At 44.0% G+C, this 21,267-nt stretch carries 16 protein-coding genes; 11 read left to right on the top strand and 5 right to left on the bottom strand.

Annotated elements, in window-relative coordinates; genetic code table 11:
- The first annotated feature begins 456 nt into the window (after positions 1 to 456).
- The 4 genes from nrdD (at position 457) to Q1A40_RS12335 (ending at position 9,595) form a co-directional block, all read left to right on the top strand.
- On the top strand, positions 457 to 2,592 hold the full coding sequence (gene nrdD, locus Q1A40_RS12350) for an anaerobic ribonucleoside-triphosphate reductase (RefSeq protein ID WP_300000490.1): 2,136 nt from the start codon (positions 457 to 459) through the stop codon (positions 2,590 to 2,592).
- A gap of 3 nt (positions 2,593 to 2,595) precedes the next feature.
- Positions 2,596 to 3,060 carry an anaerobic ribonucleoside-triphosphate reductase-activating protein gene (gene nrdG / locus Q1A40_RS12345; RefSeq protein WP_300000489.1) on the top strand — a complete coding sequence of 155 codons (465 nt, stop codon included), beginning with the start codon at positions 2,596 to 2,598 and terminating at the stop codon, positions 3,058 to 3,060.
- A 163-nt stretch (positions 3,061 to 3,223) separates the two neighbouring features.
- On the top strand, positions 3,224 to 4,255 hold the full coding sequence (locus Q1A40_RS12340) for an AI-2E family transporter (RefSeq protein ID WP_300000488.1): 1,032 nt from the start codon (positions 3,224 to 3,226) through the stop codon (positions 4,253 to 4,255).
- Between the two features lie 891 nt (positions 4,256 to 5,146).
- Positions 5,147 to 9,595, top strand: coding sequence for a hypothetical protein (locus tag Q1A40_RS12335; protein WP_300000486.1), 4,449 nt, complete (start codon positions 5,147 to 5,149; stop codon positions 9,593 to 9,595).
- A gap of 360 nt (positions 9,596 to 9,955) precedes the next feature.
- On the opposite strand, the gene Q1A40_RS12330 is transcribed toward Q1A40_RS12335, so the two are convergent.
- Positions 9,956 to 10,381 carry a YhbP family protein gene (locus tag Q1A40_RS12330; RefSeq protein ID WP_300000484.1) on the bottom strand — a complete coding sequence of 142 codons (426 nt, stop codon included), beginning with the start codon at positions 10,379 to 10,381 and terminating at the stop codon, positions 9,956 to 9,958.
- Between the two features lie 53 nt (positions 10,382 to 10,434).
- On the opposite strand from Q1A40_RS12330, the gene Q1A40_RS12325 reads away from it, so the two are divergent.
- A complete protein-coding gene (locus tag Q1A40_RS12325; RefSeq protein WP_300000482.1) occupies positions 10,435 to 10,719 on the top strand; it encodes a GIY-YIG nuclease family protein in 285 nt (94 codons plus the stop codon).
- A 9-nt stretch (positions 10,720 to 10,728) separates the two neighbouring features.
- Here the strand turns inward: Q1A40_RS12325 and Q1A40_RS12320 are convergent, their stop codons facing one another.
- Positions 10,729 to 11,067, bottom strand: coding sequence for a helix-turn-helix transcriptional regulator (locus tag Q1A40_RS12320; protein WP_300000480.1), 339 nt, complete (start codon positions 11,065 to 11,067; stop codon positions 10,729 to 10,731).
- Positions 11,068 to 11,120: 53 nt separating this feature from the next.
- On the opposite strand from Q1A40_RS12320, the gene Q1A40_RS12315 reads away from it, so the two are divergent.
- Complete coding sequence (locus Q1A40_RS12315; RefSeq protein WP_300000478.1) at positions 11,121 to 12,116, top strand: threonine/serine dehydratase; 996 nt, start codon at positions 11,121 to 11,123, stop codon at positions 12,114 to 12,116.
- Positions 12,117 to 12,202: 86 nt separating this feature from the next.
- On the opposite strand, the gene Q1A40_RS12310 is transcribed toward Q1A40_RS12315, so the two are convergent.
- Together Q1A40_RS12310 and Q1A40_RS12305 are read right to left on the bottom strand one after the other, a co-directional pair.
- Positions 12,203 to 12,706 (bottom strand): GNAT family N-acetyltransferase, encoded by a 504-nt coding sequence (locus Q1A40_RS12310; protein WP_300000476.1) that lies wholly within the window; start codon positions 12,704 to 12,706, stop codon positions 12,203 to 12,205.
- On the bottom strand, positions 12,700 to 13,224 hold the full coding sequence (locus Q1A40_RS12305; RefSeq protein ID WP_300000474.1) for an SCP2 domain-containing protein: 525 nt from the start codon (positions 13,222 to 13,224) through the stop codon (positions 12,700 to 12,702). Before Q1A40_RS12305 ends, Q1A40_RS12310 begins: the two co-directional genes overlap by 7 nt.
- A gap of 256 nt (positions 13,225 to 13,480) precedes the next feature.
- On the opposite strand from Q1A40_RS12305, the gene Q1A40_RS12300 reads away from it, so the two are divergent.
- From Q1A40_RS12300 to Q1A40_RS12280, 5 genes are all read left to right on the top strand, one after another.
- Positions 13,481 to 14,476: a peptidase U32 family protein gene (locus Q1A40_RS12300; RefSeq protein WP_300000472.1), complete on the top strand. Its 996-nt coding sequence runs from the start codon at positions 13,481 to 13,483 to the stop codon at positions 14,474 to 14,476.
- Positions 14,467 to 15,381 (top strand): U32 family peptidase, encoded by a 915-nt coding sequence (locus Q1A40_RS12295; RefSeq protein ID WP_300000470.1) that lies wholly within the window; start codon positions 14,467 to 14,469, stop codon positions 15,379 to 15,381. The genes Q1A40_RS12300 and Q1A40_RS12295 overlap by 10 nt, the downstream gene beginning before the upstream one ends.
- A 265-nt stretch (positions 15,382 to 15,646) precedes the next feature.
- Positions 15,647 to 16,651 carry a luciferase-like monooxygenase gene (locus Q1A40_RS12290; protein WP_300000469.1) on the top strand — a complete coding sequence of 335 codons (1,005 nt, stop codon included), beginning with the start codon at positions 15,647 to 15,649 and terminating at the stop codon, positions 16,649 to 16,651.
- Between the two features lie 814 nt (positions 16,652 to 17,465).
- Positions 17,466 to 18,620: a mandelate racemase/muconate lactonizing enzyme family protein gene (locus Q1A40_RS12285; protein WP_300000468.1), complete on the top strand. Its 1,155-nt coding sequence runs from the start codon at positions 17,466 to 17,468 to the stop codon at positions 18,618 to 18,620.
- On the top strand, positions 18,613 to 19,893 hold the full coding sequence (locus tag Q1A40_RS12280) for an MFS transporter (protein ID WP_300000467.1): 1,281 nt from the start codon (positions 18,613 to 18,615) through the stop codon (positions 19,891 to 19,893). Before Q1A40_RS12285 ends, Q1A40_RS12280 begins: the two co-directional genes overlap by 8 nt.
- A gap of 85 nt (positions 19,894 to 19,978) precedes the next feature.
- Here the strand turns inward: Q1A40_RS12280 and mtr are convergent, their stop codons facing one another.
- On the bottom strand, positions 19,979 to 21,220 hold the full coding sequence (mtr, locus tag Q1A40_RS12275; protein WP_300000465.1) for a tryptophan permease: 1,242 nt from the start codon (positions 21,218 to 21,220) through the stop codon (positions 19,979 to 19,981).
- Positions 21,221 to 21,267: the final 47 nt, after the last annotated feature.

Raw genomic sequence — 21,267 nt, 5'->3', positions numbered from 1 at the left:
ACAAAAAATGACTAAACATCGTTTTACCTGCAACTTTCTATACACAAGATAAAAAAAGATACATATTGCCAAGAAATATTCTCCAGACCAGACAGAAGATTAATCCGAATATATCGGCGGTACTCTTTCTCCCCCGAACAGGTGCCTTGGTTGATTATTTAGACGAACAATATCATTCAGACTGATATTTTTTTTCAAGCCATGCCCATCATCTCTACCCTCACAGATTTACTTTGTCCTACATCAATAAAACAGCAAACATGTTTGATGAAAACACTACATATAGGAATTATTATTGGCGTGATGACTATATGTAGTAACCATTCAAACAATAAGTCTATATGTTCATCTGAGAAATATCGCATATTTGCTACCAGAACAGACGCGTAACCCGCTGTTTTCAGCAGCAACAGCCCGGATACACCGATAATTTTTTGCCCTAAACCAGGAGTAATCATGACACCGCATGTAATGAAAAGAGACGGATGTAAGGTGCCTTTCAGCCCTGAGCGAATCAGGGATGCTATCTTACGTGCCGCGCTTGCAGCGGGAGTGGATGATCCAGAATACTGTGCTGCGGTTGCCGATACGGTGAGTCAGCAAATGGCTGGCAGTCTGCAGGTTGATATCAGTAAGATTCAAACTGCTGTAGAAAATCAGCTCATGGCGGGTCGCTATAAGCAACTGGCTCGCGCCTATATTGAATATCGCCATGACCGGGATATTGAACGTGAAAAACGTGGGCGGTTGAATCAAGAAATACGCGGGCTGGTTGAGCAGACCAATGCCAGCTTGCTGAATGAAAATGCGAATAAAGACAGTAAAGTTATCCCGACACAGCGCGATCTTCTCGCAGGTATTGTGTCTCGCCATTATGCCAGACAATATCTGCTGCCACGTGATGTAGTGCAGGCGCATGAGCGCGGGGATATTCACTATCATGACCTCGATTATTCTCCCTTCTTCCCGATGTTTAACTGCATGCTGATTGACCTTAAAGGTATGCTGACTCATGGATTTAAGATGGGTAATGCGGAAATTGAGCCACCGAAGTCAATTTCTACCGCCACCGCCGTTACAGCACAAATCATCGCCCAGGTCGCCAGTCATATTTATGGTGGCACCACTATCAACCGTATTGATGAAGTACTGGCGCCGTTTGTCACTGAAAGTTTTAATAAACATCGTCAGATAGCTGAAGAGTGGCAGATCCCTGACGCCGATGCCTATGCGCATACCCGTACTGAAAAAGAGTGTTATGACGCTTTTCAGTCGCTGGAATATGAAGTTAACACCCTGCACACAGCCAATGGCCAGACCCCCTTTGTAACCTTTGGTTTTGGGCTAGGCACCAGCTGGCAGTCACGCCTGATTCAACAATCTATTTTGCAGAACCGCATTGCCGGCCTTGGCAAAAATCATAAAACAGCCGTGTTCCCAAAACTGGTGTTTGCTATCCGCGATGGTGTAAACCATAAAGCGGATGATGTGAATTACGATATTAAACAGCTGGCACTGGAATGTGCTTCTAAACGCATGTATCCGGATATCCTTAATTACGAACAGGTTGTTAAAGTCACCGGCTCCTTTAAAACCCCAATGGGATGTCGCAGCTTCTTGGGTGTTTATGAACAAGACGGTGAGCAGGTACATGAAGGTCGCAATAATCTTGGTGTTATCAGTCTCAACCTGCCGCGCATTGCACTTGAAGCTCGGGGAGATGAAGCACGCTTCTGGGTCTTACTGGATGAACGTCTGATTCTGGCCCGCAAAGCATTGATGACTCGTATCGCCCGCCTGGAAGGTGTCAAAGCCCGCGTTGCGCCAATTCTGTATATGGAAGGTGCCTGTGGTGTGCGCCTGAATGCTGACGATGAGGTCGCGGATATATTTAAAAATGGTCGAGCCTCGATCTCACTCGGCTACATCGGGCTGCATGAAACTATCAATGCGTTATTCGGCAACCAGCATGTCTATGACAGTCAAACATTACGTGAAAAAGCGATCGCTATCATTAGTCGTCTGCGTGAGGCCACCGAGCAATGGAAGCAAGAAACCGGCTATGGTTTTAGTCTGTATAGCACTCCGAGTGAAAACCTCTGTGACCGCTTCTGTCGTCTGGATACCGCTGAGTTTGGCATTGTTCCGGGTGTAACGGATAAAGGCTACTACACCAATAGTTTCCACCTCGACGTCGAGAAAAAGGTCAATCCCTACGACAAAATCGACTTTGAGGCACCTTATCCAGCTTTAGCGAATGGCGGTTTTATCTGCTACGGCGAGTACCCTAATCTTCAGCATAATGTACGGGCCCTGGAAGATGTCTGGGATTACAGCTATCGCCACGTTCCCTACTACGGCACCAATACGCCGATTGATGAGTGCTATGACTGTGGATTTACGGGCGAATTTACCTGTACCAGCAAAGGCTTTACCTGTCCAAAATGCGGTAACCATGATTCCGCAAGGGTTTCAGTCACCCGCCGAGTGTGTGGTTATCTGGGGAGCCCGGATGCGCGTCCGTTTAATGCCGGGAAGCAGGAAGAAGTTAAACGTCGTATTAAGCATCTGGATAACGGACAATTGGGCTAAGAAATGAATTTCCACCAGTACTATCCTGTTGATGTCGTTAACGGGCCCGGTACACGCTGTACGCTATTCGTTTCCGGATGCGTGCATGCGTGCCCGGGGTGCTATAACAAAAGTACCTGGCGAGTTAATTCTGGTCAGTTATTTACCCAGGAAATGGAAGACCAGGTCATTGCAGACTTAAATGACCCCCGTATTCGGCGGCAGGGGCTGTCACTGTCAGGTGGCGATCCTCTGCATCCAGAAAATATTACTGATATTTATAAGCTGGTTAAGCGGGTACGGGCGAAATGTCCGGGTAAAGATATCTGGCTGTGGACTGGATATCGACTTGAAGAATTAACTGCGGCACAGCATGAGGTTGTTGCGCTAATTAATGTTCTGGTTGATGGTAAATTTGTTCAGGCAATGCATGACCCGATGCTTATCTGGCGCGGCAGCAGCAATCAAGTCATTCATTACTTGCGCTAAAATACTATGCACTAATATTTTCTGTATGATTTATTTTCTCTTATAAGCATCACGCATCCCCGAGCGCCTCACTTTAATATTGCTCTCTGCCTTTGTCTCTCAGCGTTAAACCTGCATAATTACCCGATGATATTTATCTCTATCACTCAGGAGGAGAGCTCAGATGGCGAAGTCAATCACCACTCGTCATGCGATGAAGGCAGTGGTTATGCTGGGAATGTTAGTCATCATTTTAGTGGGTATTAAAGCAGCGGCTGAAATAATCGTTCCGTTTATTCTGGCGCTGTTTATTGCCGTTATTCTCAATCCTCTGATCCGTCGTTTTGAACGCCTGCGAGTACCGAGAGTGATAGCCATTAGTCTGGTTATCGCTGTCATTATTTGTACTATGTTGTTGTTACTGGCTTCACTGGGAACCTCACTGAATGAACTGGCACGAACACTGCCGCAATATCGCTCTTCACTAATGGTACCACTCCAGACCCTGGAGCCTTGGTTACAGCGTGCCGGTATCACCGTTTCGATTGATGAGCTGATAAAATACGTTGATCCTAATGCATTAATGACCTTAGTCACCAGTATGCTCAGTCAACTCTCTAATGCGATGAGCTCCATTTTTCTGCTCCTGTTAACGGTAGTTTTTATGCTGATTGAAGTCCCTCAGCTACCACGTAAGTTACAGCAGTTAATGTCAGATCCTGAGGAAGGGATGGGGGCGATTCAGCGGGCACTGGACAGTGTCAGCCACTATTTGGTTCTAAAAACTGCAATCAGCATCGTTACTGGATTAGTGGTCTGGGGAATGCTTGCTGCGCTGGGTATTCGCTTCTCATTTATTTGGGGATTACTGGCTTTTGCCCTGAACTATATTCCCAATATCGGATCCATTATCGCCGCTATTCCACCGATTATCCAAGTAATAGTCTTTAATGGATTCTATGAAACCTTACTGGTAGTTGCTGGATATTTACTGATTAACCTGGCGATAGGTAATATTATTGAACCCCGCGTGATGGGCCGAGGACTGGGGCTTTCGACGCTAGTGGTTTTTTTATCATTAATCTTTTGGGGCTGGTTACTCGGACCTGTCGGTATGTTGCTTTCCGTTCCCTTGACGATTGCGGTCAAAATTGCTCTGGAGCAGACAGAAGCCGGTAAAGGCATTGCAATACTGCTGAGTGATATGAGTAAATAATCAACGTTATCGCTATGCGGTGATTCAATTGGGCTATGGGCACGCAGGTCTGGCTGATAGCCCAAAGTGTAATCTCTGGCGGGTGTCGGGGCGCAGCGAAAGAAAAGTGGCGCCCCATTAATTTAACAAGGGTACTCTCGGGAAACAGATATTAAAAACAGACTCTAAAATATTTCAGAAAATCATTATCCAACGAGAAAACTTCCTCCCGCATTAGCATTCAATAAAAAAAAAGACATTATTAATAATAAAATCAATAAATATCTAACGCATTCAACCGCATTTTAAAATAACTGCAAGAAATGTTTATTGATATTCTTAAAGCTCAGTCTGTTATTAATTATCTCTTCATCGAACAATCAATCACATGATAAAGAGCTAACCATAATTACTGAGTCATCGCCAACCTTTCGAGAATCAAATGTAAATAAAACAACGCTAAATATGACACCACCAAGTCATCATTTCAATGGTGATGATTTCCCTGGAAATGTATTATCAATTGAAAAAATGCTATTGTACTAAAAAAACGCGTTTATCTTACCCCCTCTTAGCGATAAAAAACTTCCTGGGCAATTTGTAGTCTCAATTTTCAAGCTGGGTATCTCTCTGTTGATAATTTCACTAATGACCTGACAATAACTAGTTCAGATATATACAATATTATAGTGTCAGATTAAAAACCAGGGCAGTAGCTTTTAAAATAAGCACGTGATATTCCCCTGCCAAATCAAAAAACTCCAGTTATCATTAAATAGTTCTATATGTAATGTGATTAACACCCCTATTAAACCTCTATTTATTTTATAATAAAACAGAAAAGCGTTTCATGATAGATTTACAAATAAAATCATCTTTAATTAATTAAATATTAATAAAGGATGATGAATCATGCATGCTAGCTTTACACAAGCTTCAACCGAATCGCGTTTAAATGGAATGACAGCTCATACCTCACCATCTAACAATACCAGTAAAAATAATGGTTTTATGCATAATGTATCATTCATTGAGAACTCACATATTTCATTAACGGAGATAAATACTCCTTCATCACCACTAAAGATAATGGGTACTTTTTTTAAAAAATTAAAGTGCATATTATTAGAAAAAACAAATACTCTGACGCCGGTCGATAATGAACTTAACAGTGTTCTGTCGCAAGGCAGAATACTTTCCGAGCAGTCAGATAATCTTCAACGTTTACTTAATGATAAACCAGACGTTATCCCTCCCTCCCTTTCATTAACAACCAAAACAGGGATAGTTTTAGGCGGTATATTGCTAACCAGTGCAATCACTACTGGGAGTATCTATTATCTTCAACGTACAAGCCGTGAACAACGCAATGACGATCTTCCAGAGATGACGAATAGAGATGGACTGTCATCAATGTCACTATCACCCTATAACCTTTATCCCCCCCTTAATACCCACTCCTCAATTAGTCCATACTATAACATATCTGAAACACAGGATATTTTCTTGCCCCGTAGAAGAAGAATAAATATCATGATCAAATCAGCTGTCTCTGATCGCCAAATTTTATACAAAAAGAATATAAACAAAACCTTTCCGTGCCCGCCTGTAAATAGTAAACAGAAAATACAAGCACTTAAGTCATCCTATATTTATACAATAAAACAATCAGAGATTTGTCTGACAGATGCATTTCATAAAAACTGCCAAAGAGTCCATAATGAAAGAATGGTTAAAAGAAATTGCCATGACATTCCAAAACAGATGGTATTAAAGATACGCGATATATATTGTTTGTGCCCTCCTCCTGACTGGCTCAATATTAAAGTAGTGACACCACAACAAGTAAACAACATTCGCCCTTGCCCTTCTGTCAATGATAAGAAAAAAACAAAACTTGCTGGGTTATATATTTACACAACAAAACAACCAGAAATTTGCCTGACCGATTCTTTTAATAAAATGTGTCAAACAAGGCATCGTGAAAGAACTACCAGAAATAATTGCCACGAACTCCCATCGTATATGGTATTAAAGCTAGCTGAAATCTCTTGTATGTGCCTCCCCCCTGATTGGTTTGAAGTAAAAATGAGAGAGCCGACACAGTCTGAGATTAGGAATATTGATCGGAAGAAATATTTATCATCCACGACAGCCCCTGTTACCACCACTCATTCAATAATACCAATACCAAAAGATACTCATATTGCCCTGCCAGTTATTTCTTCTGATAATGAAAAAACGATCAAAAACAGAACTCATAATCTTTATGAATACCGACTTACTCCGAAAATAAACCATACTATTATCTCTGGTTCAAATAATACGGAAAACCTCGAGGAAGTCCAAAAGGTTAGTACTCTCGATTGTTATCATGAAAGAGAAAATTTAACAAATTCAAGAATAGCCCGCATAATCAGTCAGACAATATACAATCCTCTCTCTACTTTATTTAATGAGGGGCGAGTTATTATTCAGTATAATTTTTTTGGTCAGGGATGTTTGGACAATACTCAGTTTTATGAAACATCGAAAAAAATAGAGTCAGTTATTGAGACATTTCTCTCTTTTCTCTCTGAGAATAAAATAGCACGCAAGTTAGACAGACTACGCTTCGCCACCAGATTCATTGCTGGTCTTCTTGAACTGTATGCTGACCATATAGAGGGAAAAAAAGGTAATGCGGATACTATACTTAATATCTCTGCAGAACTGCTTGGTTTGGCAAAAGATATGGTTTCCTCTATTCTTATTCAAGACATTGAGCGTATATCGAAAAACATTGACGATAAAGAAATAAAAGAGATTACAGAGTCACTGAGTTACCAAAACGATGATCTTGTAATTACCGATCGTGATGGAAACATAATAAAAGTACAAAGAGATCTCAACCACCTTTACGATCCCGTCGGTAAGGGATTCATTTTTTATGACCATCAAAAAAAATGGTATGTTGACAGTCAGATAGAATCAAACAATTACATACGAAAAACAATTCAAAGAGCGACAGAAGTTTGGAAGGACCACGAGAATATCTTTTTTTATAAGAATAGCGCACCAGAATATTATGGTGAAAATATTATTATAAAATATAACAATGATATCTATGCATTAATTGGTGATAATTTCCAGCCAATTAATGAAATATCATTAATCGATACTGTATTTATATATACCACTAAAAATAAGATCAGTCTCCCAGTTGCTCGAGGGGAAAATGGGTGGGTTTTAGAAGCCCCCAGCTCATATTCGTCAAGTATGCAATTACAGTCATTTATAAAGAACAACAAAAATATAAAAAATGCCCTGATAAGTAAATACATTAATCATCAAGATGTTTCTCCTTTTTCTCCTGATAGCGGACTGAAATTTGATAAAAACCTCAATAATTATTTGAAGATTAATAATGAGTACTTCCTAATAAAAAAATATCAAGATACCAGTTATTATATTGAAAGCCCTCATAGTACACTTGCATTACAGATGGTTGACAACCAATATCATATAAAAGAATCATTCTTTGATGAGCTCTGCTGTTTCCATAAAGAACCTCTTAGTAAAATACCCGGTATGAATCAAGATGATAATTTTTTCCTCGATAACTCAATAATAAGACATGTTAAAAGTGATGAGTTTTTATCTAATGATCGTAATATAATGACTCAGAGAGATATTGTTGATGTTGATTTCCTGCCCTCACCTCACATAGAAGGTGCTATCTCTAATAGTGGAAACGATTACTTTTACTATGACAATATGTTTATACATATATATTCAAATAATGATGGGACATATACAATTGGAGATATAAATGACAAAAATAACATTTTGGCATATAAGAATGCACAGAGTACAGTTTATTTCAAAATACCAAAATCAAGAGGAAAATGGCAGGGATTAAAAGAGAAAAAAGAAGATTGTATAGTCAGAAGACAACCATTATCAACATGCACCGCTCCATATTTTGAAACCAGCGTGGTAAATTATCTTGTAAATAATCATATTGATGAAGGTATAACAATAGATAATCCCACTGAGCAACTTGAACCGTACGCTGGTTTTCGTGGCATATACAGAGCAAGGAGAGGAGATAGAAATAGTTTGTATTATTATACAGGGGTAGATAATATTTACCTTCATGCAAGTCCTCCCTCCGATACCTCCTCATATATAGTACCTGTTGTTTTCACTCTTCACGGCAAGGATTCAAGGCAACAGATTAATCGTAATGTTGTTATTTCTAATATCAGTATTGTAAAAGACTTTGATACAAAAAAAATAGTCATTTGCACACCTGAAGAGGCTCAGGAATATATACTTGATATCAAAAGAAAAGAGTTTTCATTACATCTGGAATGGCAGGGTGGGGATCAAATTCATCCAGAGGTGACGGCCTGGGAACTTGAGAAAATACATAGTAAGATGTCTTTCCTGAACGATCTGTCCAGCCTGGATGAACTTTTTAATCGTACAGGAAAGAAAATAATAACAGCACCTGAAAAAATTGACCAAGCGATAAAAGCATCTATTAACATGTTATTACATCCTTCAGCCACTTTAATTAATAGCCTTAAAATTAATAGTTTGAAAGATATTGTGAACTCCAATGTTCCTTTTGTAATTAAAGATATCTGTGATCAAGCGTTTAAAAAAACTATTTATAATATTAACGAGGCCATAATTACCATGAAACATTCCAGTAGAAGTGTGAATAACTACATCACTCATGCCTTAAAGATATCAGATAACAAGGCGCGCGAGAAATTTTTTGTCAATTTAGAAAAACAATTAGAAATGATGAAAATGATATTTGATGAAAAACATAAAGAAAGCATCATGATAATATCGAAAGTAAGACAAAAAAATATCGCTACAGAAGTACTTTCGGATAAAGGAAAAGCAACTCTCGGATTTAATCTTGCTCATGACCCATTAGATAGAATTTACATTAACACCGCAATGATGAATGATTTTTCAGAAACGTCCCGACTTTCTTATATAAATATGATTTCAGATACTATGCTCCATGAAGCCGTTCATGCCCTAGGTAAGACTGAGGATTATGTATATTTACCGATCAGTGAAGATGGACATATTAGTGAAATATCCACATCGATTGCAGAGATCGAGGAATCAATTGCCTGGGAATATACGGAAAACATGAATATTGAATATTTATCCAGACTCTTTTTTCTGAATCATCCTCTTTATAATAAATTTTCTATCTCCAGCCTTGTTAAAGCAAGTAACCTGCTAAATATTTTCCGCAATGACCCTTATTATCGTTCTATTATTTTCCTCAATAATCCTGATACCATCAGTGTAATAGTTAGAGAGTTGGCTCAGTTTGCGCCAGACTAAAACTAGAGGGTGATTATGCCAGCTAAAGCAATGCCTGTTACAAAAACCCTCACTAAAGGAGGAGTATCGGTTGTAGGGGTTACTCTCCCACATGATCCATTAGATCGAATATTTATTCATTTAAGAACTTTTAATGAGGCTTCAGAAATGAGCATTAACCCAGAGAAAACAGCGCAAGATAATAGGCCAGCAATGCCACAAATATCATGTCATATACTATGATACATGAAGCAATTCATACCTTGGGCAGCCCGAGGAATTATTACTATTTATCTCATAAGTTCCTTGGTTAACAGATAACAAACCAGCACCCCCTTGCTTGTTCGTTAATAACTAAGCAAGGGGATCAATGATGTATCATCATTTCCTGACCCAATGTAATTTTTTACCAAATCCCAGAGTGTTATCTGTCATCTTCAGTTCATCCAACCGAATGACCCACACAGGAGAAGGCATTGCTCTGGCGACAGGAAAACGCTTATTGTAACGCGCCCGATGACTGGCAGCTTCAGTTTCACTGAGCAGCCGGATCTCACCACGAAACTGTACACCACGGATCAAAGCGACTGTTTTTGGCTGACCGTTGACAGTACCCGCCGTTAACGCACGCTGACCGATAGCTTGTCCATGACGAGTGGTGGTGTCACTCAGAAAATAGAAGGCCACTTCGTCTTCATCAAAAATATAAAAGGCATTCGCACACCAGAGTGACTCCGCAGCCCCTGCACAGTAAGTCAGTACATGCTGTTTTTTGAGCCATTTTCCGATGCTATTGAGTGATTCCATGATAAGACCTTACAATAATAGGCTGGGCCACTCATCGATTATGTACACAGACTATGACATCCTGGTATCTTTATTTAATTCGTGGTCAAGACAACCGGCTCTATACCGGCATCACAACAGATGTACAGCGCCGCTTTGCAGAACATCAGTCTGGAAAGGGGGCTAAAGCATTACGTGGGCGGGGAGCACTGCAGTTGGTATTCAGCCAGCAGGTTGGTAACCACTCACAAGCGCTGCGCATTGAGTACAAAATCAAACAACTCAGCAAAACTCAAAAAGAACGTCTGGTAAATCAGGAAAGGAGTCTGGAAGAACTGATAACAAACATTCAGAGTTAAACAACTCGGCTAAGAGCGATGTGAAACCCGCGCTATACATTCTGATAATGCTCCAATAATCTCATTCAGCTGCTCTGGAACAAGCTTATAGAACACCCAGTTTTTTATGCGTTTTGAGGTAACGATTCCCGCTTTAGAGAGAACGCTAAGATGGCCGGTCACTGTAGGCTGACTCAGACCTGTCTTCTCAGTAATAAATCCGACACAGACTCCATCGTCAACCAAATCCCCATCTTGCTGTTCTGGGAAATGCGCGCGCGGATCGGCCAACCAGCCCACAATAACAAATCGCTGTTCATTACTCAGAGCCTTAAGCATATCAGTAATTTCTATCGTCCGCTTGTTCATATAGCCAAACACCTATATAGTATTTTTCATATTTAGTTTACTGGCGATATACTATGACAGAGCAAGATATCAGGGCAACAGACAGCGTCACTTTAAAAGACATTTATCGGGCAGCTCAGAAAATAAAAACCACCATATGCCGGACTCCTCTGGAATACTCCCAAGGGTTATCTGCGCTTGCAGGAACTGAAGTCCGCCTTAAAATGGAAAGTCTTCAGCTTACTGGAAGCTTTAAACTGCGCGGTGCCGCAAACGTCATTGCCAGTCTTAATACACAGCAAAAACATGCAGGTGTTATCGCACCGACCGCCGGGAATCATGGCTTAGGTCTGGCTTTTGCCGGACAGGTGGCCCATATTCCAGTCACTATTTTTTTACCCCATTCAGCAGACCCAATGAAAGTTTCAGCTATGAAAGCCTGCGGCGCACAGCTCAGTTTTTTTGCTGATATCGAGGAAGCCCGGCAAGCCGCCATTATCACTGCGCAGCAAGCAGGTATAACCTTCGTGTCAGCCTATGATAATCCACAGATGATTGCAGGTGGCGGTACGGCAGGACTCGAAATTATGGAAGACTGGCTGGAAGCTGAAGTTATTTTGGTCAATATCGGTGGAGGCGGACTTATTTCAGGCATTGCAACGGCCGTTAAAGCGATTAACCCTACAGTGGAGATCTGGGGAATACAAAGTGAAGCCAGTCCAACCTTCGCACGATGGAAAGAGAGCGGCGATACTGTACCTGTAGCATTGCAACCCTCGATTGCTGAGGGTGTCAGCGGTTATATTGAGTCAGGCACCATGACCTGGCCACTGATTCGGGATCGCGTTGACCGCGTCCTCACGGTCTCGGAAGCAGAAATCAAAACAGCAATGCATTCAATGCTTAATTTCCAACGGCAGGTTGTCGAACCTTCTGGCGCACTCGCTATTGCGGCAGCGGTGCGTTATGGAAAAATGCTGGAGGGACGCAAAACGGTCTGTGTGGTCACTGGCAGGAATATCTCAGCGTCACGATACCTCACTTTACTGAATGAGGCCGTTGGGGCATAACATCAGTCAGTTACTTCAAACATTTCTGTTGATTACCTCTCGCCTGAAAGCAGTGAAGGCCTGATTACAGGCCTTCACTGTAATGATTACAGGTGGTTAAAATGTTCTGCATACTCGACCAGACCCTGCACATTCTTTAATGCATCATCTGCCAGAGGGTAGACCTGGAATGCAGTTTCAGTCCCCGGCCAGCGGCAGTGCAGGTTATGACGGCTGGCGGGCTGAAAACCGAAATGCTGATACATGCCGGCATCTCCCAGTGTCACCACTGCGCCATAACCAAATTCATTCAGTGAATCCAGTCCTTCGTAGACGAGCTGTTTAGCGATTCCCTGACCACGCAACCTGGCATCAACAGCAAGCGGGGCTAATCCAACCCACTGACGGTCTTCATCGGCTACCGTAACGGGGCTAAAAGCAACATAACCAACCACCAAGCCTTCATCGTCCGTGGCAACTAACCCCAGCGTTAACAGCCCATCTTCCCGCAGTTTTCTGACCAGCTCAGCTTCACTTCCATCATCAAAACTACGACGCAAAAGTGCATCGATACCAGGCGCATCTATGGGGATCTCTACACGAATTAACATGGTTCACCTATTGAGTTACTGTCCGGAACAGGATGATATTTCAAGCCCGTTTCAACGAAGTCTGCCAGTTGGAACAATGCAATGCGTAATGGTTTTGGCATGGCATCCAGTTCAATAGCATCCATTAGATTCTTAACATATAACCCAAGTTCCGTATCACCTTCAATCATTAAATGACGCTGAAAAAACAGGGTATCGGGATCTTGCTTACGCGCCGCTATCAGCAGCAGATAATTAGCATCAGCTTTAAAGGTGACATCAGCCTGTGCAGACTTACGCACAATCAGTTTATTCTCTTCTACTGAAGTAAACCACTGTAAGCCGATATCAGGAACCTCAATACTCAGCCAGCGCCCTTCTAAAAAATCCAGCTCCCCATCTTCTAATGCCTGGCGAAATTGCCAGCCCAGAACCTGTTCAAGCACCTGCTGCTTTAAAGCAAAAGGTATCAACTTTACTGGGGTACGTAAAAGAGCGGGACCTGTTTTAACTAATCGGGCATGCAGTTTGTTTAACATATGTTTTAACCTGGACAGAATGTTGTGGCTATTTTGCCATAACCCGTATTCTCGATAGCGCGTTATATCAACAATTACACGAGTAGTCTGAGATTGTTTTTTGCATTCCCCCGATCAGACAATGCGCTTTAAACTGCCTCAAATCAAAATATCTTATCGACAGGTTCACTAAAATCCCGACTTATCAGCTATTTTCTGCGCACCAGGCGCGGCACAGCGCCGCAGTGGTGCTATGCCTTCAGAGTCAGGATAAAATATGGAGTTACTTTGCCCTGCCGGAAATCTTCCTGCGCTAAAAGCGGCCATCGATAACGGTGCCGATGCCGTTTATATAGGCCTCAAGGATGATACCAATGCCCGCCACTTTGCCGGGCTTAACTTCACGGAAAAGAAACTACAGGAGGCGGTGAGCTATACCCACCAGCATCAGCGAAAATTACATATCGCCATTAATACCTTTGCGCACCCAGATGGTTATACACGCTGGCAAAACGCGGTGGATATGGCGGCCCAGTTAGGCGCTGATGCGCTGATCCTGGCAGATATCGCAATGCTGGAATATGCCAGCGAGCGTTATCCGCATATTGAACGCCATGTCTCGGTACAGGCTTCTGCCACCAATGAAGCAGCGATTCGTTTTTATCATCGTCATTTTGATGTCGCTCGCGTGGTCCTTCCCCGTGTGCTGTCTATTCATCAGGTAAAACAGCTCGCCCGAGTGACCCCCGTACCGCTGGAAGTCTTCGCCTTTGGTAGCTTATGTATTATGGCCGAAGGCCGCTGCTATCTCTCTTCTTACCTGACCGGAGAGTCACCCAATACCGTCGGAGCCTGTTCACCTGCACGTTTTGTTCGCTGGCAGCAAACTCCTGAAGGCCTGGAGTCACGACTGAATGATGTGCTGATAGACCGTTATCAGCCGAACGAAAATGCCGGTTATCCCACGTTATGTAAGGGGCGTTATCTGGTGGGGGATAAGCGTTATCACGCCCTTGAAGAGCCGACCAGTCTCAATACTCTGGCGCTCCTTCCAGAGCTTCAAGCTGCGGGTATTGTTTCCGTTAAAATCGAAGGGCGTCAGCGTAGCCCGGCTTATGTGACACAAGTTGCCCATGTCTGGCGTCAGGCTATCGATCGTTGCCTCGCTGACCCAACAACTTATCAAGTACAACAGAGCTGGATGGATACTCTGGGTGCCATGTCTGAAGGGGCACAAACCACGCTTGGCGCTTATCATCGTAAATGGCAGTAGGGAGCCCCATGAAATATTCTTTAGGTCCGGTACTTTACTATTGGCCCACCGAGCAGCTGGAAAAATTTTATCAGGCAGCGATAAAAAGCCATGCTGATGTTATCTATCTTGGAGAAGCGGTATGCAGTAAACGCCGCGCAACCAAAGCTGATGACTGGTTTGATATGGCTAAAATGATCGCGAGTAGCGGTAAACAAGTCGTGCTTTCTACTCTTGCATTGATTCAGGCACCTTCTGAACTCAGAGAAGTTAAGCGCTATATCGATAATGGCGAGTTTATGATTGAGGCCAATGATTTTGGTGCCGTCAATCTTGCCGCTGAACAAAAGCTACCCTTTGTCGCCGGACACGCACTCAACTGTTACAACGCCGTCACGCTCCGTCTGTTACATAAGCAAGGTATGGTTCGCTGGTGTATGCCTGTAGAACTCTCCCGGGACTGGCTGGAAAACTTACTCCTGCAATGTGAAGAGTTAGGTATTCGCCGCCAGTTTGAAGTGGAGGTCTTGAGTTATGGCCATCTTCCTCTTGCCTGGTCAGCACGCTGTTTTACCGCTCGCTCTGAAAACCGCTCCAAAGACGAATGTGAAACTTGCTGTATTGCTTATCCCAATGGTCGAGATGTGCTTTCACAAGAGCAACAACAGGTCTTCGTGCTTAATGGTATCCAGACCATGAGCGGTTATGTCTATAACCTGGGAAATGAACTGGCTTCGATGAAGGGGTTGGTTGACTTGGTTCGCCTCTCTCCGATGGGACTGGGGACACTCGATATTCTTAACGCTTTTCGTGCCAATGAACAAGGTCAGGCCCCTCTTCCTCTGGCAGGATCTCGCGACTGTAACGGATACTGGCGACGTGTTGCCGGGCTGTCACTGATTGCCCCCCCTCAAAGCGCTGAATGAAAGGGTTGAATCGCATATACCCAAATAATTCGAGTTGCTTGTAGGCGCGAAGTGAGGCGCGTCGATGAACATAGATAAGCTCTGTGATTCGGCTCGCCTCTCGCATGCACCTCCTGGCAACTTGAACTTGAAGTATGACGGGTATAGATATCTATGCGATTCAACCAGATAGCGGGGATAGCTCACAATGTTACTTAAAAAGGATCTTATTTAAGCAATACTAAAGAGACTCCAGCAAACCCTGTTCATAAAAAAGTGAGCCGCTATGTCTGAATCTCTTAACATTCCTTTTTCTGTACTGGACTTAGCCCCTGTCCCCGAAGGTCTGAATGTCAGTGAGGCATTTCGTCGCTCCCTGGATTTGGCCCGTCTGGCAGAGAAACGGCAATATCATCGCTACTGGCTGGCTGAACACCATAATATGGTCGGAATCGCCAGCGCGGCAACCTCAGTCTTGATAGGCTATCTCGCCGCAAATACCACAACGCTACGACTCGGATCGGGTGGCGTGATGCTCCCGAATCACTCTCCACTGGTAATAGCAGAGCAGTTTGGTACGCTTGAAACGCTCTATCCTGGTCGAATTGATTTAGGATTAGGCAGAGCGCCAGGCAGCGATCAGCGCACTATGCAGGCACTGCGTCGGCATATGAGTGGTGATGTTGATAACTTCCCTCGGGATGTTCTGGAACTGGTGTCATGGTTTGATGCCAGAGAGAGCAACCCGGCGGTTCGTCCGGTTCCGGGATACGCAACCCACGTTCCGGTCTGGTTGCTTGGCTCCAGCCTCTACAGCGCGCAGCTTGCCGCCCAGTTAGGTTTGCCGTTCACTTTTGCCTCACACTTTGCGCCGGATATGCTGTTCCAGGCATTGCAACTTTATCGCACCCAGTTTGTGCCATCAGAGCGCCTGTCCAAACCTTATGCCATGGTATGCATTAATATCGTGGTCGCCGACAGTAACCGTGATGCTGAATTCCTGTTTACCTCTATGCAACAAGCCTTTGTCAGACTGCGTCGCGGTGAAATCGGGCTCCTGCCGCCTCCGGTTGAAAGTATGGATGCAATCTGGAGTGGCGGTGAAAAGTACGGGGTCGATAAAGCGCTGGGCCTGTCACTGGTGGGGGATAAAGCGAAAGTCCGTCACGGCTTGATTTCATTACTACGCGAAACGCAAGCAGACGAAATTATGGTGAATGGTCAAATCTTCGATAATGACGCCAGACTGTACTCCTTCGATTTAGCGATGGATGTACGTGAAAGTTTATAATTCCGCCGCAGCTCCTGGCCCTCTCTTAACCAGATATACTGCCTGACGGATTTAGCCGGATATTATGTCCGCCATATGAGAGCCAAGTATTCAACATGTTGAATACTTGGCTCTCATACCCTTTTGCCCCCTGTATAAAACGGCCTAAATGGGGCACAATTTATTCTTATCCCAAACCTTAAGCCTGCTGTGATACAAGCGGCGAAAAAGCAGGACTTACCAAAATTAAAAATCATTTTAAGCTTTCAATATTTAATTGCTTACCATTGATGATTTAAAAGTGCAATTGCGGCCTGTGCTCCAGGAATAATATCGGTCATTCTATAATTATCGGCACTGAATATTTGACTAAAAACCGGGTGCTGACATGTTTCTTTAAGGTCTTTTTCCAGCAAGTGATAATCATGAATATCTGCCCAAAAAACACCCCTGCAATATATAAAATATATCAAGGCGCAATTTGAAAGAGTGTGTATTATATTTTAATAAGTTTATTAAAACATTTAAAAGTATTACTAATATTTTCAGTACTACAACGAATGATTTTACTCGCGGAAAAACGGTAATCGCCAGCGTATACATACACCTCAAAAGAGTCATTCCGTTTATTAATGAGAAGTTTGTCACACAATTAAAATTCAACCACGTGGCAACCAGGGATGTTTTATAAAAATGTGAGTCGGTTTACATTCTATTATTCACAAGCCCAAATGAACGGTAATAATCGCAGATAACTACGTATTAATGCACAAAACACTGTGTAAATAGCTGTGCAATAATCGAACCTCGACTCTCAAGATAAAAAATAAACAAAATGAAAATTGAAAAAATAGAGCTAATCCGTATAGCTATTCCATTTGAGTCAGGAAGAGAGAAGAAAGAAAACGCGCAACAAGACTATAACGCCGCCTCTCCCCTGCTGAGTAAAATGGAAACGCTGTTAATTAAAATTCACGCTGATAATGGTTTATATGGCTGGGGAGAAGCGTTTGGCCATCTAAGCAATCCGGTGACCTACGCTGCACTGGAAAATCTGGTTGCTCCCTTTTTTATCGGCCGACAATTCAGCTCAGTCAGCGATATTGAAACGCTGATGAAAGAAGCAGAAGTTGCGCTTCATGGCTTTGGTCGTACCGGTCCTGTCCGTTACGCGCTGTCAGCAGTGGATATTGGACTATGGGATCTGCTTGGTAAGCATCAGCAAACTCCTCTGTGGTACATGCTCGGTGCGACACGCCATGAAATTGGCCTCTACCCGAGCCTGGTCAGCTACGACAATGATCCCCATGCCATTGCGCAAAAAGTACAAGAGGTCGTTGATTCAGGGTATTCCGAAATCAAACTCCATGAAACACAGTGGGAGGCTATCGCTACGGCACGTGCCGTGATGGGAGATGAAAGATCCCTGATGGTCGATGTAAATTGCCCCTGGTCACCGGAAGAAGCGTTCGCTCACGCTCAACGCTTAACCGATCTGAACTTAAAGTGGTTAGAAGAACCTGTCTGGCCTCCTGAAGACGTACGAGGACTGGCTGCACTACGAGAAGCTGGTGTACCGCTGGCCGCTGGCGAGAACGCCGCCGGGGAAGGCGATTTTATTCATCTCATTCTTCACCATGCTGTGGATTTTCTGCAACCCAGCGTGTGTAAAGTGGGAGGAATTACCGCCATGCTAAGGGTGATAAAACTGGCGCAGGCACACCAGGTTAAAGTCATTCCTCATTGCTTTTACTATGGCGCAGGGATGCTGGCAACGGCACATCTGGTCGCGATGCTACCAAGCGATGTTCGCCTTGAGGTGCCTTATCTTCAGTGGCCTACGCCTTTGCACCCTTTCTTACACTACCAACCCACCATGCCATTACCCACCCTACCAGGCCTGGGATTCGAACCTGACTCCGCTGTGGTTGCTGAACATTTACTGATGACCACATGCTGTACTGCTGCAAAGGAGAACGCTCATGTTTAAACATCGCTATCGCTTGATAGTCGCTCTGCTACTGTTTTTTGCCGGTATGTTGAATTATTTAGACAGGGCCGCACTCTCTGTCATGGCACCGTTAGTGAAAAGCGACTTGCATATCAATGATGCTCAGCTTGGTTTCTTATTTAGCTGCTTTTTCATCGGCTATTGCGCGTTTTGCTTTATTGGTGGCTGGGGTGCAGATAAATTCGGCCCGCGTAAAGTTTATGCCTGGGCTGCGAGTGTTTGGTCTGTATTCTGCGGTGCAACCGCTTTAGTCACCGGTTTCTGGCAATTGCTGGTTGTACGCATACTGTTTGGTATTGGCGAAGGTCCAATGGGGACAACAACTAACAAATCTATCGCGAACTGGTTCCCTAAAAAAGAAGTGGGGCGTGCCGTGGGCTTTACCAATGCTGGTCAACCTTTGGGTGCTGCCATTGCCGCTCCCATTGTCGGGCTGGTCGGGCTGGCATTTGGCTGGCGCATTGCCTTCATAGTTATCGCCCTGTTAGGCATTATTTGGGTGATGGCCTGGATGCTGCTGTTTCGCGATAAACCTGAAATGCATCCACGCGTCAGCAGTGAAGAAGCAAATTATATTCAAAGCCAGAGAACAGCAAACCCGCAGACTTCTGACAGCCCCTCCTCGTCTCTGACTCTCTGGCAGGTTATTTTTTCACCCTCGGTACTCGGGGTGGCGGCAGCCTTCTTTTGCTTTAACTATATTCAGTACTTTTTTCTCTCCTGGCTACCCAGTTATCTTACTGATTTTCAACATCTTGATATTAAAAGCATGAGTATCATCGGCATTTTGCCTTGGCTCGGCGCAACCATCGGCTTTATAGCCGGCGGCTCGGTCTGCGATTTTCTGTACCATAAAACGGGCAACTTTTTGTTATCTCGTAAACTGGTGATTTTCTTCGGACTGGCGATTGCCGGGATCGGTGTTTTTGCCGCAGCTTATACCCAAAGTCTTGCAGGCGCGGTGTCCTGTATTACTCTTGCGACTGTATTTGCCTATATGACGCCGCAAGCCTGTTGGTCACTGTTGCAGGATATCGTGCCCTCTGACCGGATAGGAACAACGGGAGGCTTTGTGCATCTATTGGCAAACCTGGCGGGCATTATGTCTCCGGCGATCACCGGATTATTAATTCAATACGGTGGCGGATACCATTCTGCCTTTATTTTAGCCAGCGTGCTGTCGCTTATTGGTATTGTTGCGTTATTAGCTCTCGTAAAACAGCAGAAAAATCAGCTCAGTTTGTCATCTTAACCAAGTGGAAAAACAGCAGGGGAGAGCTACACAGTTTCCCTGCTGTTTTTAGTCCGGAATATCCCGATCAGACAGATTTCAGCGGCTAGTGATAAACCGGAAGCAGATTGAAACTCGACAGAATTTGCACCACGGCGTTACCGGCCCCGAAGATAAGGATCAGCACTATCATGCTATTTCCTCCCCAGACCCGGTACAGCGGACTACCGAATTTTTTGCGTGAAGCCCGCGCCAGCAAAGCGGGCACAATCGCCGCCCAAATAGTCGCCGCCAGTCCCGCATAACCGATAGCGTAGATAAATCCGTTTGGCCAGAGAAAACCGCCAATCACTGGCGGTGTGAAAGTCACCGCAGCAGTTTTCAGACGCCCTGCCTTCGAATCATCAAAACCAAACAAGTCTGCCAGATAGTCAAACAACCCCAGGGTCACACCAAGAAAAGAGCTCGCCACCGCAAAGTTTGAAAAAATTAGCAAAAGCAGATCCAGTGCCCGACTATTCAGTACACCACTCAGCGCCTGAACCAGTACATCAATGTTCCCGCCACGTTCAGCAATACTGATAAATTCGCCCCTGGGGATATTCCCCATACTGCCAAGCAACCAGATGGTATACAGCACTAGTGCCATTACCGTACCCCACAGTAAACAGCGACTGATCGCCTGCGGATTTTTACCGTAAAACTTCATCAGGCTCGGGACGTTACCATGATAACCAAATGAGGCCAGACAAAACGGAAGGGTCATTAACAGATAGGGCAAATAGCTTGGGTTAATGGCATCGCTATTCAGCAAGATGACAGGTTCAATATGCCAGAGTAAACCGCCAAAGGTCATAAAGAAGGTGATAATTTTTGCCCCCAACACAATGGCTGTCATACGGCTGACCGCTCTGGTACTCAACCAGACAATAAAAGCGACAAACAGGGCAAACAACAATCCTCCCATACGGGCAGAGAGATCGATATTCATCTGCGTGAGCGTGTGATGAATAATCGAGCCGCTGGCAGAGATATAGGCATAGGTCAGGATATATAAGACAAAGGCAATCGACAGGCCGTTAATGATATTCCAGCCCTGGCCCAATAAATCTTTGGTAACGGTATCGAAGCTGGAGCCTGTGCGGTAGTTAAGATTCGCCTCCAGAATCATCAGGCCGGAATGCAACATACAAAACCAGGTAAAAACCAAGGCCGCCATTGACCAGAAGAACCATGCCCCGGACATCACCACCGGCAATGAGAACATACCCGCACCGATAATAGTGCCACCGATTATCATCACGCCGCCAAAAATGGAGGGGGTCTTGCGCATAGCTAACTCTGTCATAACGGATCCTGGTTAAATGAAACAATAAACCTTGCGGTTTTGCTCCG

The organism is uncultured Cedecea sp. (assembly GCF_947498825.1).
GTDB lineage: Bacteria > Pseudomonadota > Gammaproteobacteria > Enterobacterales > Enterobacteriaceae > JGM124.
This window is presented reverse-complemented; position numbering and strand designations above follow the sequence as displayed.